Origin of the sequence: Nocardia sp. NPDC058480, assembly GCF_042720495.1 — a bacterium.
GTDB lineage: Bacteria > Actinomycetota > Actinomycetes > Mycobacteriales > Mycobacteriaceae > Nocardia.
Map to the genome: position 1 here is coordinate 362,526 of NZ_JBHXMN010000003.1, position 15,302 is coordinate 377,827.

The following is a 15,302-nucleotide window of genomic DNA, read 5'->3' on the forward strand; positions in this document are numbered from 1 at the left end:
CGTGGGTTGTACCCCTGGGACGGAGCCGTTCGCGCGTTCTCGACATCCGCGGCGAAAGAATTTCGGAGAATTTTTTCGCCGTGAGTGAACGGCGCTACCTGCAGGAACAAACAGTGGGGGGTCCATGTTGAGTCAACAAAGCTCAACTTTGGAAGGGTCGACATGACTTCAGCTCAGAACCTGCCGGTGCTGTTCCTGACCGATCCGATCGTGCTGCCGGGCATGGTCGTGCCCATCGAACTGGACGAATCCGCGCAGGCCGCCATCGACGCCGCGCAGGCCGCCAAAACCGGCTCGGTGCTGGTCGCGCCGCGCCTCGACGAGGGGTACGCGTCCTACGGCGTCGTCGCCACCATCGAACAGGTCGGCCGGATGCGCGGTGGCGCGCCGGCGGCCGTGTTGAAGGCCGAGCGCAGGGCGCGGATCGGGCACGGGGTCACCGGGCCCGGCGCCGCGCTGTGGGTGGAGGCCGAACTCGTCGAGTCGGTCGAACCCGACCAGCACACCACCGAACTCGCCGCCGAGTACAAGAAGCTGGTCGTCGCCGTCCTGCAGCGGCGCGAGGCCTGGCAGATCATCGACATCGTCAACCAGCTCGACGACGTGGAGGCCATCGCCGACACCGCGGGCTACGCGCCGTACCTGTCCGATGAGCAGAAGCGCGAGCTGCTCGAGACCCCCGACGTCGTCGTGCGGCTGACCCGTCAGCTCGAGTGGATCAAAGACCACATCGCCGAGGTCGAGGTCACCGACAAGATCTCCGAAGACGTCCGCGACGGCATGGAGAAGAGCCAGCGCGAGTTCCTGCTGCGCCAGCAGCTCAACGCCATTCGCAAGGAACTCGGCGAGGACGAACCCGACGGTGCCGACGATTACCGCACCCGCGTGGAGAACGCTGACCTGCCAGAGAACGTCCGCGCCGAGGCGCTGCGCGAGGTCGGCCGGTTGGAGCGCGCCAGCGATCAGAGCCCGGAATCGGGCTGGATCCGCACCTGGCTCGACACCGTGCTCGATCTGCCGTGGTCGGTGAAAACCGAAGACAGCACCGATGTTTCGGCCGCTCGCGCGGTGCTCGACGCCGATCATCACGGTCTCGACGAGGTGAAGGACCGCATGGTCGAGTACCTGGCCGTGCGTTCGCGTCGGGCCGCGCGTGGTCTCGAGGTCGTCGGTGGACGCGGTTCCGGTGCGGTGCTCGTACTAGTCGGTCCGCCTGGTGTCGGTAAAACCTCGCTGGGTGAGTCGGTCGCAAAGGCTTTGGGCCGCAAGTTCGTTCGCGTCGCCCTCGGCGGCGTGCGCGACGAGGCCGAGATCCGTGGCCACCGCCGCACCTACGTCGGCGCGTTGCCGGGCCGGATCGTGCGCGCGGTGAAGGAGGCGGGTTCGATGAATCCCGTTGTCCTGCTGGACGAGATCGATAAGGTCGGTTCCGACTTCCGTGGTGATCCGGCGGCGGCATTGCTCGAGGTCCTCGACCCCGCGCAGAACCACACCTTCCGCGACCACTACCTCGACCTGGACCTCGATCTGTCGAATGTGCTGTTCATCGCGACCGCCAATGTCATGGACACCATCCCCGGTCCCCTGCTCGACCGCATGGAGCTCATCACCGTCGACGGTTACACCGAGGCCGACAAGGTGGCCATCGCCCGCGACTTCCTGGTCCCCCGCCAGCTGGAACGCAATGCGCTGACCGCGGAAGAGGTTTCGATCACCGACGCGGCACTGCGCGAGATCGCCGCCAACTACACCCGCGAGGCCGGGGTTCGTCAGATGGAGCGCCTGGTGGCAAAAGCCTTGCGTAAGGCGGCAACTCGCCTGGTGGCGGGCGACTCCGCCCGTGTCGACAAGGATGCTGCGCCCGGCAACGGCGCCGGGCTGGGCAGCGCTGCTGGGCTCGGCAACGGCGCTGAGCTCGGCAACGCTGCGGCGCTCGACAAGGACACGGCGCTGGTCGACAACGGCTCGCTCGGCGAGGGTGCGGTGCTCGGCTACGACCCGGAACTCGGGTACGACAACGTCATCGACATCGAGTCCGGCCCACAACCGGCCGGTCAGGTGACGAACTTGACCGTCGACATCGACAACCTCGCCGACTACCTCGGCCGCCCCCGCTTCACCCCGGACTCGATGGAACGCACCTCCGTCCCCGGTGTGGCTACGGGCCTCGCGGTAACCGGAGCAGGCGGCGATGTCCTCTACATCGAGGCCAACGGCGCCGAGGGTGAGCGCTCCCTCACGCTCACCGGCCAACTCGGCGACGTCATGAAGGAGTCCGCCCAGATCGCCCTCACCTACGTGCGCTCGCACCTGGAGGAAATCGGCATCGAACCCAAGGTCCTTGACCGCAATATCCACATCCACTTCCCCGCGGGCGCAGTCCCCAAGGACGGCCCCTCGGCAGGCGTCACCATGGTCACCGCCCTGGTCTCGCTGGCGCTCGGCCGCCCGGTCCGCGGCGATGTCGGCATGACCGGCGAGGTCACCCTCAACGGCAGCGTCCTGCCGATCGGCGGCGTGAAACAGAAGCTCCTCGCCGCCCAGCGAGCCGGCCTGAAGACCGTCTTCATCCCGGCCCGCAACGAACCAGATCTGGACGAGGTCCCGGCCGAGGTCCTGGCTGCCCTGGAAGTCCGCCCCGTCGGTGACGTGGCAGACATCCTGGCTTACGCCATCGAACCCATCGCCGAACCCGCCGCCGACAGCAAGACCTTCGCCGTCAGCGCCTGACAGGTACCGGGAACGGGCCGCGCACCGAGCGCGGCCCGTTCGTCGTAGCGCGGGATCGCCGGTCTAGCGGCTGACGGTCGGCGGTAGTACCGGCCCGTCGACGGTGATGACGGCCAGTTGGTCGGTGTCGTAGTTGTCCTGGTCGTCGTCGAATTCGGCATCGTCGTCGAATTCGACGTCCGCGTCTTCCTCGTTGGAGGGGGCGAGGTCCTTTTCGACGCGGCGGGTGGTGCCCTGGGCGACCGCGCAGAGGATGGGTTCCTCGCCCTCGGTTTCGGCGTAGACGTCGCAGTGGGTGACGGCCTGGCGGCGGGTGGCGCCGAGGACGGTGGCGTGCACGCGCAGGCGCTCGCCCTGGGCGGGGCGCAGGTAGGTGATGGTGAAGCCGCCGGTGAGGACGTTGGGGCCGAGGACTGTGCCCGCGGCGAAGGTGAGGGCGTTGTCGGCGGCGTAGGCCAGCACCCCGCCGTGCACGAAGCCGAACTGCTGGCCGTGTTCCGGCTGGATATCGATGACGAGAGTGGCTGCGCCATCACCGAATTCGGTGAGCTCGGTGCCGACCAGACGGGCGAAAGGCTGCGCGGCGAGCACCTGGCGCGCCAGGTCGAGGTCGAGGGTGGTGGCTTCGGTCGGCATCGGGTGTTCCGTTCTTCGAGCTCAGTCGTGATCGGTTGGCGCGCTACGGATATTGCCACGCCCGGTTACGCCGGATTGTCGGTGCCATGCGGTATGACGGAACAGTGCCTCGGTGGCTCCTGCATGTCGATCTCGACCAATTCCAGGCGGCGGTGGAATTCCGGCGTCGCCCTGAGCTGCGCGGTCAGCCGGTTATCGTCGGCGGAGAAGGCGATCCCGAACAGCCTCGCAAGGTCGTGACCTGTGCTTCTTATCCCGCGAGGGCCTTCGGTGTGCATGCGGGGATGGCGTTGAAGATGGCGCAGCGCAAGTGTCCGGAGGGCGTTTTCCTGCCGGTCGACATGGCCGCCTACGAGGTGGCCTCCGAGGAGATCATGGCGACACTGGGCCGGGTGGCGGGTGCGGTCGAGGTCTGGGGGATGGACGAGGCCTTCGTCGCCACCGATGCCGATCCGTGGCCACTCGCCGCCGAAATCCGTACCGCCATCAGCGAACTCGGGCTCACCTGTGCGGTCGGCATCGGCGACAACAAGCTCACCGCGAAACTCGCCACCGGTTTCGCCAAGTCCACCGGCAAGACCTCCGCCGAACCCGAACACGACGAGGGCGCGGCCGCTGGGATTTTCGAACTGACCGCCGCCAACTGGACCGAACTCATGGGCCACCGCCCCACCGACGCGCTCTGGGGCGTCGGAGCCCGCATCGCCAAACGCCTGGCCGACCTCGACATCACCACGATCGCCGACCTCATGTCCGCCGATCGCCAGCGCCTGGCCGCCGAATTCGGCCCGAACACCGGCCCCTACCTGTGGGTTCTCGGCCACGGCAAAGGCGACACCGAACTCTCGACCACCCCACGAATCCCGGTGGGCCGCAGCAAATCCGAAACCTTCCCCCACGACCTCACCGACCCCGAAGAAATCCACCGCGAGGTCGCCCGCATCGCCACCGAGGTCGCCGAGGAAATGCGCGACCACCACCGCATCAGCACCCGAGTCTCGGTCACCGTCCGCACCAAAACCTTCTACACCCGCAGCAAACAGCAAAAACTCCCCACCCCCACCGACGACATCACCACCATCGTCGACACCGCCCTCGCGATCATCGCCCGCTTCGAGCTCGACCGCCCGGTCCGCCTCCTCGGCGTCCGCCTGGAGCTACTGGACACTTGATCACCCGGTTTCGGGTTGCGGCAGCTTCTGGTGCGATGACCTGCGGGCACGTGGACGGCTGTCTGTGTCTGGGTTGTCGTGGCCGGGGTGGCTCGTATGCTCAGGGCATGGAGTTCTCAGCGATGGTGGCCCGGGAAGCTGACGGCGGGATCGTTCTCGCCCGCGAAACGGTGGGGGATGATTTCCTCGGTACCGGCGACGTGACGATCAAGGTCCACTATTCGAGCGCGAATTACAAAGACCTGCTGGCGATTACGCCGCGCGGTGGGGTGGTGCGCAACTATCCCATCGTGCCCGGTATCGACCTCACCGGCGAGGTGGTCTTCTCGGATTCCGATGACTTCGCCCCCGGCGATCAGGTCATTGCGCACGGTTACGACCTGGGTGTTTCCCGCAACGGTGGCTTCGCCGAATACACCAGGGTGCCCGCTGAATGGGTGGTGAAGCTCGATGGCCTCGACACCCGTGACGCCGCCACCATCGGCACCGCGGGCTTCACTGCCGCGATGAGCGTGCGGGCCCTGCTCGATCACGGCCTGACCCCCGACGACGGCGCCGTTCTGGTCACCGGCGCGACCGGTGGTGTCGGTACCGTCGCCATCGACATCCTCTCCGGCCTCGGCTTCGAGGTCATCGCCTCCACCGGCAAAACCGACGCGAGCGACCTGCTCGCCGAACTCGGCGCCAACGAGGTCATCGGCCGGCTCCCCCTCGACCCCGACGCCAAGCCCCGCCCGCTCAACAAGGCGAACTGGGCGTCCGCGGTCGACAGCGTCGGCGGCGCCTCGCTGGCCCACGTCCTCAGCGCCATCGGCTACGGCGGCGCGGTAGCGGCGAGCGGCCTCACCGGCGGCGCCGAACTCCCCACCACCGTGCTCCCGTTCATCCTGCGCGGCGTCAGCCTGCTCGGCATCGACTCGGTCCAGCTCCCGATCGAGAAGCGCCGCTCCCTGTGGACCTCCCTGGGCAAAGAGCTTCGCCCACAACACCTCTCGACCATCGAGTCCTTCACCCCGATCACCGAGGTCGGCACCGTCCTACAGTCCATCAAGGCCGGCACCCACTCCGGCCGCACCGTGATCGGCATAGCCAACGAGTTCTGAGTTTTTTGCGGCTGGCGCCGCGGTTCTCGGCGCTTAACTCCGCCTCTTCCCTCCCTACGGGCACTCCTTCGTCGCACCCTTCGGTCAGTCCATCGGCGGAGGCGCGCCGAGAACGACCTACTTCGACAGGAAGGGCCCCGAACAGGAAAAGTAGTCCGCGGATGCAGCGGCTAGCTCTGTTCCCACGGATCGATGAGGTCGACCCCGGTATCGAGGAAATCCTTGGTATTGCGGGTGGCCAGGGTAGCGCCGCGGGCTAAGCAGATCGCGGCGATCTGACCGTCGGCCAAGCCGATGGGGCGGCCGGCTCGGTGGCAGGTCGACGCGATGTGGGCGTAGCGAGCTGCTGCGGGTAGGTCGAAGGGGTGGACCCGCGCTCGCAGGTCCTGGTTGAGGATTTCGTCGACCAGGACGGCCAGCTCGGTTTTGCGGCGTCCGTCGGGCAGCAGGCTGACGCCTACCCACATTTCCGCGGCGGTGACAGCAGTGGTTGCGATCTCGCTCGCTCGGAGCCGATCAAGCCAGGCGAGAACCCTGGGTTCTGGTTTCGGACGTGCCAGTTCCGACAGGACGTTGGTGTCGAGGACGATCATTCGCCGAACTCGACCGCTCGCGGATGGTCGGTACGTGGCGGAATATCGAGTTCCGCGCCGCCGATGTCGGCGAATCGTGCGTGGATCCGACTCCCCCACCCGTATTCGTCCGGTTCGGCGAGTTGCTCCTGCAGAATCGCCCGCACCTCGGCCTCCATCGAGCGGCCGTTGTGGGCCGCACGCAAGCGAAGTCTGGCGTGTAGTTCGTCGTCCAATCCCCGCACGGTCACTGTTGCCACGGTCGAAACCTCCATAACGCACCCCCCGAATCAGTTCCCCAACTGCTAGCAATGACAGCAATGCTAGCAGTTGGGAAGCGGCTTGACCAGGTTCTTTGTTCATACGACCGCCGGGACCACCGGGTCGTCGGCGAACTGGGTTCGGTAGAGCTCGGCGTAGCGGCCGTCGGCGTTGAGGAGGGTGGCGTGGGTGCCGCGCTCGATGATGCGGCCGTCTTCGAGGACCAGGATTTGGTCGGCGGCGCGAATCGTGGAGAGACGGTGTGCGATGACCAGGGCGGTGCGGCCGGTCAGGGCTTCGGTGAGGGCCTCCTGGACGGCGGCTTCGGAGGTGGAGTCGAGCGAGGCGGTCGCCTCGTCGAGGATGACCACCCGTGGTTGCTTGAGGAGCAGGCGGGCGATGGTGAGGCGTTGGCGTTCGCCGCCGGAGAGGCGGTAGCCGCGTTCGCCGACGACGGTGTCCAGACCGTCGGAGAGCGAGTCGACCAGGTCGCCGAGGCGGGCACGGCCGAGGGCGTCCCACAGTTGTTCCTCGGTGGCCTCCGGCCGGGCCAGCAGGAGGTTCGCGCGGATGGTGTCGTGGAACAGGTGGCCGTCCTGGGTGACCAGGCCGACGGTGCGCTGGATGGATTCGGTGGTCAGGTCGCGCACGTCGGAGCCGTTGAGACGGACCGCGCCGGAGTCGACATCGTAGAGACGTGAAACCAGCTGGGCGATAGTGGATTTGCCCGCACCTGAGGAGCCGACCAAGGCGATGAGCTGGCCGGGTTCGGCGCGTAGCGATACCTCGTGCAGCACCTCGACGCCGCCACGGCGGTCCAAGGTCGCGACGTCTTCCAGCGAGGCGAGCGAGACCTTGTCGGCCGACGGGTAACCGAAGTTCACCGCGTCCAGTTCCACCGCGACCGGGCCGTCGGGCACCGGGGTGGCGTGCGGCGCGTCCTCGATCAGCGGCTTCAGGTCGAGCACCTCGAAGACGCGCTCGAAACTCACCAGCGCCGACATGATCTCCAGGCGGGCGCTGGCCAGCGCGGTGAGCGGGGTGTACAGGCGGGTGAGCAGCAGCGAGAGCGCGACCACCGAGCCCGCGTCGAGACTGCCCCGCAGCGCGTACCAGCCGCCGAGGCCGTAGACCAAGGCGAGCGCGAGCGCGGAGACCAAGGTGAGCGAGGTGACGAAGGTGGTCTGCAGCATGGCGGTACGCACGCCGATGTCACGCACGCGGGTGGCGCGCACCGCGAACTCCGACGACTCCTGCTTCGGCCTGCCGAACAGCTTCACCAGGGTGGCGCCCGGCGCGGAGAAGCGCTCGGTCATCTGGGTGCTCATGGCGGCATTGAGCTGGGCGGCTTCGCGCTGCATGGCGGCGAGCTTGTTGCCTGCTCGCTGGGCCGGGATGACGAACACCGGCAGCAGTACGAGGGCGAGCAGGGTGATCTGCCAGGAGATGCTGAGCATCACGGCGAGCGTGAGCAGCAGGGTGACGAGGTTGGTGATCACGCCGGAGAGGGTGTCGCTGAACGCGCGCTGCGCGCCGATCACATCGCTGTTGAGCCGACTCACCAGTGCACCTGTCCTGGTGCGGGTGAAGAACGCGACCGGCATCTTCTGGACGTGATCGAACACGGCGGTGCGCAGATCCAGGATCAGACCCTCACCGATCCGCGCCGACAGCCAGCGAATGGCGATGCCGAGGGCGGCATCGAGCACCGCGAGACCGGCGATGGCGAGCGCGAGCAGCACCACGGTCCGCGCCGCCGAACCTTCGACGATCCCGTTGACAACGCGCCCCGCCAGCACCGGGGTAGCCACCCCGAGCACCGCGGCCACCACGCTGAGCATCAGGAACCCGCCGATCCGGCGCCGATGATGCTGCGCGAACCGCAGGATCCGCCGCGCTGTCACCGTGCTGAACGGGCGCTGCTCTTCCGGCGCGTTCGCACGCCGGTACATCTGGCTGTAGGCCACGGATTCGATACTCACTGCACTCTCCTCAAGGCTTCGGAGCCCATTGAACTCCTGCCCACCGACACTAAAACCTCAACAAAGGTTGATCGCAAATGCTTTCCGCTGACCCCGCTTTACGCGCACAGCGAAACCAGCCGCCGAATCACACCCAACGGCAGTCGCGCGGACGGCTGAGGCGATCTGCTCGGTGACGCGAATAGGCTGGTTTCCGTGGACGACGACCGGAGCGCGGAACTGCTGGCGGACGCACTGCGCAGGCAGGTCGGCTGCACGGTCGACGCGTCGGTGCGCAGGCGCGTCGAGTACTCCGCCGACGCGTCCAACTACCGCGTCCGGCCCGCCATGGTGGTGTTCGCGCGCGCCGATGACGACGTCGCCGCCGCGGTGACCTTCGCGCGCGAGAACGGGCTGTCGATCACCGCTCGCGGCGCTGGCACCTCGGTCGCGGGCAATGCCATCGGACCCGGCATCGTGCTGGATTTCAGCAGGCACATGAACGCGGTGCGCGCGGTGGACGTCGAGGCGCGAACGGCGATTGTGCAGCCGGGGGTGGTGCTGTCGGATCTGCAACGGCGGCTACGGCCGCATGGGTTGCGGTTCGGGCCGGATCCGTCGACGCAGGACCGCTGCACGCTGGGCGGGATGATCGGCAACAATGCGTGCGGACCGCACGCGCTGGCCTGGGGGCGCACCGCCGATACCGTGCGTGAGCTGCGCATTCTCGACGGCACGGGGGCGCGGCGAACGCTGGGTGCCGACCTGACGGCGGTGCCCGGCCTGGCGAAGTTCACCACCGCGAACCTGGCTGTGCTGCGCACCGAACTGGGGCGGTTCGATCGTCAGGCATCCGGCTACGGCCTGGAACACTTGCTGCCGGAACGTGGTTCGTCGGCCGCGAAGGCATTCGTTGGCTCCGAAGGTACCTGTGGACTACTCCTGGAAGCGGAGGTCGCGCTCACGCCGGTGCCCGCCGCGACCGTGCTCACGGTGCTCGGCTACCCCGATATCGCCTCGGCCGCAGACGATATCGCGGCGGTGGCCGGGTGCGCGCCGATCGCGGTGGAGGGTATCGATGCCGGCCTCGTCGACGTGGTCCGCGCACACCGAGGGACAGTGCCAGAGTTGCCGCGGGGTCGCGGATGGCTGTTCGTCGAAACCGCGGGAGCGACCCCGGCCGAGGCGCTGGCCGTGGCCCGGCGACTGTGCACGGTGAGCAACGCCGATGACCACCGGATTGTCACCGATCCCGTTGTCACAGCAGCACTCTGGCGCATCCGTGCCGACGGCGCCGGTCTGGCCGGGAGAACCCCCGACGGGAAACCGGCGTGGCCCGGTTGGGAGGATGCCGCAGTTCCACCGGCGAATCTCGGGGCATATCTCCGCGAATTCGCCACGCTCACCAGCGAATACGATGTGAGTGGGCTGCTGTATGGGCACCTCGGCGACGGCTGCATCCACGTCCGCCTCGACTTCCCGATCGCCGACGCACCCCAGCGATTCCGCACCTTCCTCTTCGACGCCGCCGAACTCGTTGTGCGGCATGGTGGATCGTTGTCGGGCGAACACGGTGACGGCCGCGCCAGATCCGAACTGCTCGAAGTCATGTACTCACCGGCCGCGCGTGCGGCCTTCGCGGGCTTCAAGTCCCTGTTCGACCCCGGCAACATCCTCAACCCCGGCGTCCTCGTCGCCCCGAACCCCGTCGACGCCGACCTGCGAGTAGCCGCACTGGCGCCGGTCCCGTCACGAGGTTTCGCCCTGTCCACAGACTCCGGCGATTTATCCACAGCTGTGCACAGATGTGTAGGAATCGGCAAGTGCCGCGCGGACACTCGTGGTTCCGGCGGCTTCATGTGCCCCTCGTATCTGGCCACCGCCGACGAGAAGGACACCACGCGGGCCCGTGCCAGAGTGCTCCAGGAGGTCGTCCGCGGCGAACTCGACTGGCGCGCACCAGCAGTCGAAGAATCGCTCGACCTCTGCCTGTCCTGCAAGGCCTGCGCCTCCGACTGCCCAGCTGGCGTCGACATGGCCACCTACAAATCCGAGGCGCTGTACCGCCGCTACGAAGGCCGCCTACGCCCCCTGGATCACTATGTCCTCGGCCGACTCCCACGCTGGCTCGCCATCGCCCAACACTTCCCCCGCCTTGCCAACGCGTTGGCCACCCGTCCCCGCCTCCGTCGAACAGGCATGCGACTAGCCGGAATCGACCCGAGGCGCGCGGCACCGCGGCTCGCCCCGAAGCCGCTGCGCCGGATCTGGGCCGAGCTCGGCGGTGCTGAACGTGCCGAGGAGCTATCGAAAGTCCTGGGCCGCAACGGAGCCGACGCGCCTGTCGAGACGGGGTCGGCCCGCACACCGGCGACAGCCGACGATCTGCGCGCAGGTGAAGTGATGCTCTGGATCGACACCTTCACCGACACGTTCGACCCCGAAAATGCCATAGCCGCGACCCAACTGATCGAACAGCTCGGCTACCAGGTCAGCATCCCGAAAGATCGCGTCTGCTGCGGCCTCACCTGGATCAGCACCGGCCAACTCGACGGCGCCCGCACCCGCCTGCGCGCCACCCTCGACGCACTGTCCGAGCACGTAGCAGCAGGCGGGTTGATCATCGGCCTCGAACCCTCCTGCACCGCCACCCTCCGCGCGGACCTCCCCGAACTACTCCCCGACGACCCGCGGGCACACCAGGTCGCCGCCTCGATTCGTACCCTCGCCGAGTTCCTGCTCGAGCACCCCACCTGGCAGCCACCCCCGCGCCCGCAGGACACCGTCGTCGTCCAACCGCACTGCCATCAGCACGCCGTAGGCGGCTTCGACGCCGAACGCCGAATCCTGGCCGCGATGGGCGTCACCGTCGAGGAACTAGCAGGGTGCTGCGGCCTGGCAGGCAACTTCGGCATGCAGCGCGGCCACTACGACGTCTCGGTCGCGGTAGCCGAGAACGCCCTACTCCCGGCGCTGAGAAATGCCCCACCGAACGCGATCTTCCTGGCCGACGGCTTCTCCTGCCGAACCCAAGCCGACCAGCTCGCCGGCACCCCCGGCCTGCATCTGGCCAGGTACCTGCTCGATTGCCAGACCGGACCGGCTATCGGTTGACGCCGATCACAGGCGCACAATGGTCGGGTGCGTGATCAGACCCTGGACCCGGACCTGGCCTCGGCCGGGCTGTCCAGAACCGTCCGGTCGAGCAGGCCCTTCGACGTCGGCATCACCGTGTCACCACTGCGCCGCGGCGGCGGCGACCCCTGCCACCACGTCGGCCCCGACGGCGCCCACTGGCACGCCTCGCGCATGCCGACCGGTGCGGTCACCTACCGCCTGACCCAGGACGGCCGCGACGGCGCCACCGCCCGCGCCTGGGGCCCGGGAGCCGAGGAGTTCCTGGCCGGTCTCGACCGCATGCTCTGCCTCGAGGAAAACCTCGACGACTTCGCCCCCGAACACCCCAAGCTGGTCGAAGCCCATCGCACGGTCCCCGGCCTGCGCATGCTGAGAACCGGCCTGGTGATGGAGTCGCTGATCCCGGCCATCCTCGAACAGAAGGTGCACACGAAGTCCTCGTTCGCGGCGTGGCGCACCCTGGTCCGCGAATTCGGGACGAAGGCCCCTGGCCCGGCCCCGACGGGCCTGATGGTGGCACCGGACGCCGACACCTGGCGGCTGATCCCGTCGTGGAAATACCACCGTGCCAATGTCGGCCCGCAGCGCGCGCAGACCATCGTGCGCGCCGCCAGAGTCGCCGACTCGATCGAACGCACCGCCACCCTCGACCCGATCGAGGCCGCGCGACGTTTGCGCAGCCTGCCCGGCATCGGGGTGTGGACGGTGGCCGAGACCGCGCAACGCGCCTTCGGCGACGCCGATGCCCTCTCGGTCGGCGACTACCACCTCGCCGCCGTCGTCGGCTGGAGCCTGCTCGGCCACCCGATCGACGACGACGCGATGATCGAATACCTGCGACCGCTACAACCCCACCGCTACCGCGCGGTGCGCCTGCTCGGACTCAGCGGGCAGGCGCGCAAACCGAAGTTCGGCCCGCGCGACCCGATCACCGATCATCGCCACCACTGAGGCGCGCCTGCCCTACCGCGTGGCGCGCGCGTCCAGTACGCAGCGGCCCGCTTCGACGAGGGTGTTGCGCGCCCGTCGGCGTACCCGGCACTCTTCGACCGTGCAGTCGAGGTGCAATTGCATTGCGGCATGGGCTTGTTCGGGCTCCATCGGGCCCGGGTCGGTGGAGCAACTCAGCAGTGCTGTGGCGACGCGCATGTTCACTTCGCTCAATTGCATGAACCAAGCAGAGCACGCTAACACCCGGCTAACGGTGAGTACACGCGCGATCGGATAGATTTACCTCGAATTCCCAGCACGACATCCAAGGGGGAGTGCAGGATTCCCCACAGTGGACGAATTCTACCGCCGCTGCGGGGCTTGGAGCGGGTGGCGGTGTGCGACACAGAAGGAGCGGGGCTGTGGCATCGAACGGAACGTACGGGCACGCGGGTGCCTCCTCGACCCTGCCGCGCCGCCAGCTCGGCCGCTACCTGCGTGACTGGCGCACCCAGGCCGGGCTCACCATCGCCGAGGCGGCCCGGCTGATGGAGTGGGGCGCCAGCACCCTCCAGCGACTGGAGAAGGGCCAAGCCGACCGCATCCGGACCATCGACATCCACGAACTGTGCCGGATCTACGGCATTCCCGACGATCTCGCCGACGGTCTCGCCGGTCTCGCGCAGCAGGCCGCTGTCAAGAGCTGGTGGCACGCCTACGGGGATCTGATTCCCGAAAACTTCGATATCTATGTGGGTTTGGAGGCATCGGCGCATCGGTTGCGTGCCTATCAGTCCGCGCTGGTTCCCGGTCTGCTGCAGACCGCGGAATACGCACGGGCACTGAATCATTTGGGCTTTCCCAAGGATTCGGTCGACGAGCTCGATCGCCGCGTCGCGCTGCGGCTGCAACGCCAGGCCTTGATCACCCGCAAGCATTCGCCCGCCGAGATCGATGTGGTTCTGCACGAATCGGTATTGCGTACCGTCGTCGGTGATGCAAAGGTGATGGCTGCGCAGCTGCGACACCTTGCCGACGCGAGTACTCGAAGTAACGTGTCACTGCGCATCCTGCCGTTTGCCGCCGGTGTTCCGCTCGGGGTCTGTACCGGACCTTTCACGGTTCTCGAGTTCGGCACCGACAGCAAGGGGAAACCGATCGAACCACCGGTGGTGTACGCCGAAGGCTTTACCGGCGACCTCTACCTGGAACGACACGCAGATGTTCGAAGGTACGACCAGGCTCACGAATGCCTCCAGCGTCATGCGCTGGATATCCCACCGAGTAGAGACCTGTTGCGGCAGGTCGCGAAGGAGTATGTGGCATGAGTTTCGATCTCGTCGACGCACACTGGTTCAAGAGCACACGCAGTGGTGCGGGCAAGGATTGCGTCGAAGTTGCTTTCCTGTTCGGCGGGCACGTAGGGGTGCGCGACAGCAAGAATCCCGCCGGTCCCGCCCTGGTCTTCGACGGCGCGAGCTGGGACGACTTCACCCGCGGCATCGACAACGGCGCGTTCGCGTGAACACCAAGCGCGACATCGACACCACCGATGCCACCTGGCTGCGGGCGGGCACCACCGACGGCAGCGTGGAGGTCGCCATGCTGCCCGAGGGGTACGTTGCCCTGCGCGACAGCAGGAATCCCGAGGGTCCGGTGCTGATCTTCACCCCGAGTGAATGGACGGCCTTCACCGCGGGCGTGCACGACGGCGAGTTCGACCGTCCTTGATCACGCTAGATCACAGAACGATAGATATTCGGCATAGACCGAGGTTTGATGCGGAGCCGGGTCGGGTAGCCCAGGTATATGGACCGAGGGTTGAAGAAAATGCCACCCCGGTACCGGAGGCTAGCGCCTGAGGACGGGGTGGAACGCCTGATCGTGATACTGCTGTTCGCGGTATCGGCGATCGGAATCTACGTACTCACCAGCTCTTTGCTGTCGGCGCTGTTCATCGGATTACTGGTCGGATTAGTCGCTGTGGGGACTGTAGCTGTCTTGTAGGCAGCAGACGCTGCGGGGTTTCGCACCCCGCAGCGTCATCAGTTCCTACCGCCTGAACAATTTATTCCCGAGCCAGACAATCGGGTCATATCGACGATCCACCACCCGTTCTTTCAGTGGAATCAACGCGTTGTCGGTGATCTTGATGTGTTCGGGGCACACATCGGTGCAGCACTTGGTGATATTGCAATAGCCCAAACCTGCTTCCTCCTGGGCCATTTCGCGTCGATCGCGAGTGTCGAGTGGGTGCATCTCCAACTCCGCGATGCGCATCAGGTAGCGCGGGCCCGCGAAGGCCGGCTTGTTCTCCTCGTGATCGCGCACCACATGGCAGGTGTCCTGGCACAGGAAGCACTCGATGCACTTGCGGAACTCCTGCGAGCGCTCCACGTCGACCTGCTTCATCCGGTAGTCGCCCGGCGCGAGACCGGCCGGCGGCGCGAATGACGGTATCTCCCTGGCCTTCTCGTAGTTGAACGAGACGTCGGTGACCAGATCCTTGATGATCGGGAAGGTCCGCATCGGGGTGACGGTGATGACCTCCTCCGGCGTGAACGTGGACATGCGCGTCATGCACAGCAGGCGCGGGCGGCCGTTCACCTCCGCCGAACACGAACCGCACTTGCCCGCTTTGCAATTCCAGCGCACGGCGAGGTCGGGGGTCTGGGTGGCTTGGAGGCGATGGATGATGTCGAGCACCACTTCGCCCTCGTTCACCGCCACCGTGTAGTCCTCGAGGCCGCCGTCGTCGATGTCTCCGCGCCAGACCCGGAACCGGGCGTCGTATCCCAT

Annotated in this window: 13 protein-coding genes and 1 pseudogene; 8 read left to right on the plus strand and 6 right to left on the minus strand. The window is 67.0% G+C overall.

Annotated elements, in window-relative coordinates; translation table 11 throughout:
• Nucleotides 1-162 precede the first annotated feature (162 nt).
• The gene (gene lon, locus ACFWO8_RS10495; RefSeq protein ID WP_378947431.1) at nucleotides 163-2,730 is read left to right on the plus strand and encodes an endopeptidase La; all 2,568 of its coding nucleotides are present in this window, start codon (nucleotides 163-165) and stop codon (nucleotides 2,728-2,730) included.
• 228 nt (nucleotides 2,731-2,958) lie between these two features.
• Here lon and ACFWO8_RS10500 read toward each other — a convergent pair.
• Nucleotides 2,959-3,366, minus strand: a pseudogene (locus ACFWO8_RS10500) (PaaI family thioesterase); the annotation flags it as partial.
• A 104-nt stretch (nucleotides 3,367-3,470) separates the two neighbouring features.
• Here ACFWO8_RS10500 and ACFWO8_RS10505 point away from each other — a divergent pair.
• On the plus strand, nucleotides 3,471-4,538 hold the full coding sequence (locus ACFWO8_RS10505) for a DNA polymerase IV (RefSeq protein ID WP_378947434.1): 1,068 nt from the start codon (nucleotides 3,471-3,473) through the stop codon (nucleotides 4,536-4,538).
• A gap of 107 nt (nucleotides 4,539-4,645) precedes the next feature.
• Complete coding sequence (locus ACFWO8_RS10510) at nucleotides 4,646-5,641, plus strand: acryloyl-CoA reductase (protein WP_378947437.1); 996 nt, start codon at nucleotides 4,646-4,648, stop codon at nucleotides 5,639-5,641.
• 170 nt (nucleotides 5,642-5,811) lie between these two features.
• On the opposite strand, the gene ACFWO8_RS10515 is transcribed toward ACFWO8_RS10510, so the two are convergent.
• The 3 genes from ACFWO8_RS10515 to ACFWO8_RS10525 all read right to left on the minus strand — a co-directional run bounded on the left by ACFWO8_RS10515 (nucleotide 5,812) and on the right by ACFWO8_RS10525 (nucleotide 8,456).
• Complete coding sequence (locus tag ACFWO8_RS10515) at nucleotides 5,812-6,234, minus strand: type II toxin-antitoxin system VapC family toxin (RefSeq protein ID WP_378947440.1); 423 nt, start codon at nucleotides 6,232-6,234, stop codon at nucleotides 5,812-5,814.
• Nucleotides 6,231-6,473, minus strand: coding sequence for an Arc family DNA-binding protein (locus ACFWO8_RS10520; protein ID WP_378947444.1), 243 nt, complete (start codon nucleotides 6,471-6,473; stop codon nucleotides 6,231-6,233). The genes ACFWO8_RS10515 and ACFWO8_RS10520 overlap by 4 nt, the downstream gene beginning before the upstream one ends.
• A 99-nt stretch (nucleotides 6,474-6,572) precedes the next feature.
• A complete protein-coding gene (locus tag ACFWO8_RS10525) occupies nucleotides 6,573-8,456 on the minus strand; it encodes an ABC transporter ATP-binding protein (protein WP_378947448.1) in 1,884 nt (627 codons plus the stop codon).
• Nucleotides 8,457-8,651: 195 nt separating this feature from the next.
• On the opposite strand from ACFWO8_RS10525, the gene ACFWO8_RS10530 reads away from it, so the two are divergent.
• Together ACFWO8_RS10530 and ACFWO8_RS10535 are read left to right on the plus strand one after the other, a co-directional pair.
• The gene (locus tag ACFWO8_RS10530) at nucleotides 8,652-11,549 is read left to right on the plus strand and encodes an FAD-binding and (Fe-S)-binding domain-containing protein (protein WP_378947451.1); all 2,898 of its coding nucleotides are present in this window, start codon (nucleotides 8,652-8,654) and stop codon (nucleotides 11,547-11,549) included.
• A gap of 27 nt (nucleotides 11,550-11,576) precedes the next feature.
• On the plus strand, nucleotides 11,577-12,524 hold the full coding sequence (locus ACFWO8_RS10535) for a DNA-3-methyladenine glycosylase family protein (RefSeq protein WP_378947454.1): 948 nt from the start codon (nucleotides 11,577-11,579) through the stop codon (nucleotides 12,522-12,524).
• Between the two features lie 12 nt (nucleotides 12,525-12,536).
• On the opposite strand, the gene ACFWO8_RS10540 is transcribed toward ACFWO8_RS10535, so the two are convergent.
• Entirely contained in the window at nucleotides 12,537-12,743 is a 207-nt protein-coding gene (locus tag ACFWO8_RS10540) for a hypothetical protein (RefSeq protein WP_056824023.1), read from the minus strand.
• 182 nt (nucleotides 12,744-12,925) lie between these two features.
• On the opposite strand from ACFWO8_RS10540, the gene ACFWO8_RS10545 reads away from it, so the two are divergent.
• From ACFWO8_RS10545 to ACFWO8_RS10555, 3 genes are read left to right on the plus strand one after another with little or no spacing between them, the layout of a single operon-like run.
• Nucleotides 12,926-13,831, plus strand: a complete 906-nt coding sequence (locus tag ACFWO8_RS10545) for a helix-turn-helix domain-containing protein (protein WP_378947457.1) — start codon at nucleotides 12,926-12,928, stop codon at nucleotides 13,829-13,831.
• Nucleotides 13,828-14,028: a DUF397 domain-containing protein gene (locus tag ACFWO8_RS10550; protein ID WP_378947460.1), complete on the plus strand. Its 201-nt coding sequence runs from the start codon at nucleotides 13,828-13,830 to the stop codon at nucleotides 14,026-14,028. Before ACFWO8_RS10545 ends, ACFWO8_RS10550 begins: the two co-directional genes overlap by 4 nt.
• Nucleotides 14,025-14,234 (plus strand): DUF397 domain-containing protein, encoded by a 210-nt coding sequence (locus tag ACFWO8_RS10555; RefSeq protein ID WP_378947463.1) that lies wholly within the window; start codon nucleotides 14,025-14,027, stop codon nucleotides 14,232-14,234. Before ACFWO8_RS10550 ends, ACFWO8_RS10555 begins: the two co-directional genes overlap by 4 nt.
• Before the next feature lie 321 nt (nucleotides 14,235-14,555).
• Here ACFWO8_RS10555 and ACFWO8_RS10560 read toward each other — a convergent pair whose 3' ends face one another.
• Nucleotides 14,556-15,302, minus strand: coding sequence for a succinate dehydrogenase/fumarate reductase iron-sulfur subunit (locus tag ACFWO8_RS10560; RefSeq protein ID WP_378947466.1), 747 nt, complete (start codon nucleotides 15,300-15,302; stop codon nucleotides 14,556-14,558).

Excerpts from the sequence above, each read along its gene's own strand:
- ACFWO8_RS10510 (WP_378947437.1), top strand. The coding sequence starts at position 4,646 with ATGGAGTTCTCAGCGATGGTGGCCCGGGAAGCTGACGGCGGGATCGTT.
- ACFWO8_RS10540 (WP_056824023.1), bottom strand. The coding sequence starts at position 12,743 with ATGCAATTGAGCGAAGTGAACATGCGCGTCGCCACAGCACTGCTGAGT.
- lon (WP_378947431.1), top strand. The coding sequence starts at position 163 with ATGACTTCAGCTCAGAACCTGCCGGTGCTGTTCCTGACCGATCCGATC.
- ACFWO8_RS10515 (WP_378947440.1), bottom strand. The coding sequence starts at position 6,234 with ATGATCGTCCTCGACACCAACGTCCTGTCGGAACTGGCACGTCCGAAA.
- ACFWO8_RS10560 (WP_378947466.1), bottom strand. The coding sequence starts at position 15,302 with ATGGGATACGACGCCCGGTTCCGGGTCTGGCGCGGAGACATCGACGAC.
- ACFWO8_RS10550 (WP_378947460.1), top strand. The coding sequence starts at position 13,828 with ATGAGTTTCGATCTCGTCGACGCACACTGGTTCAAGAGCACACGCAGT.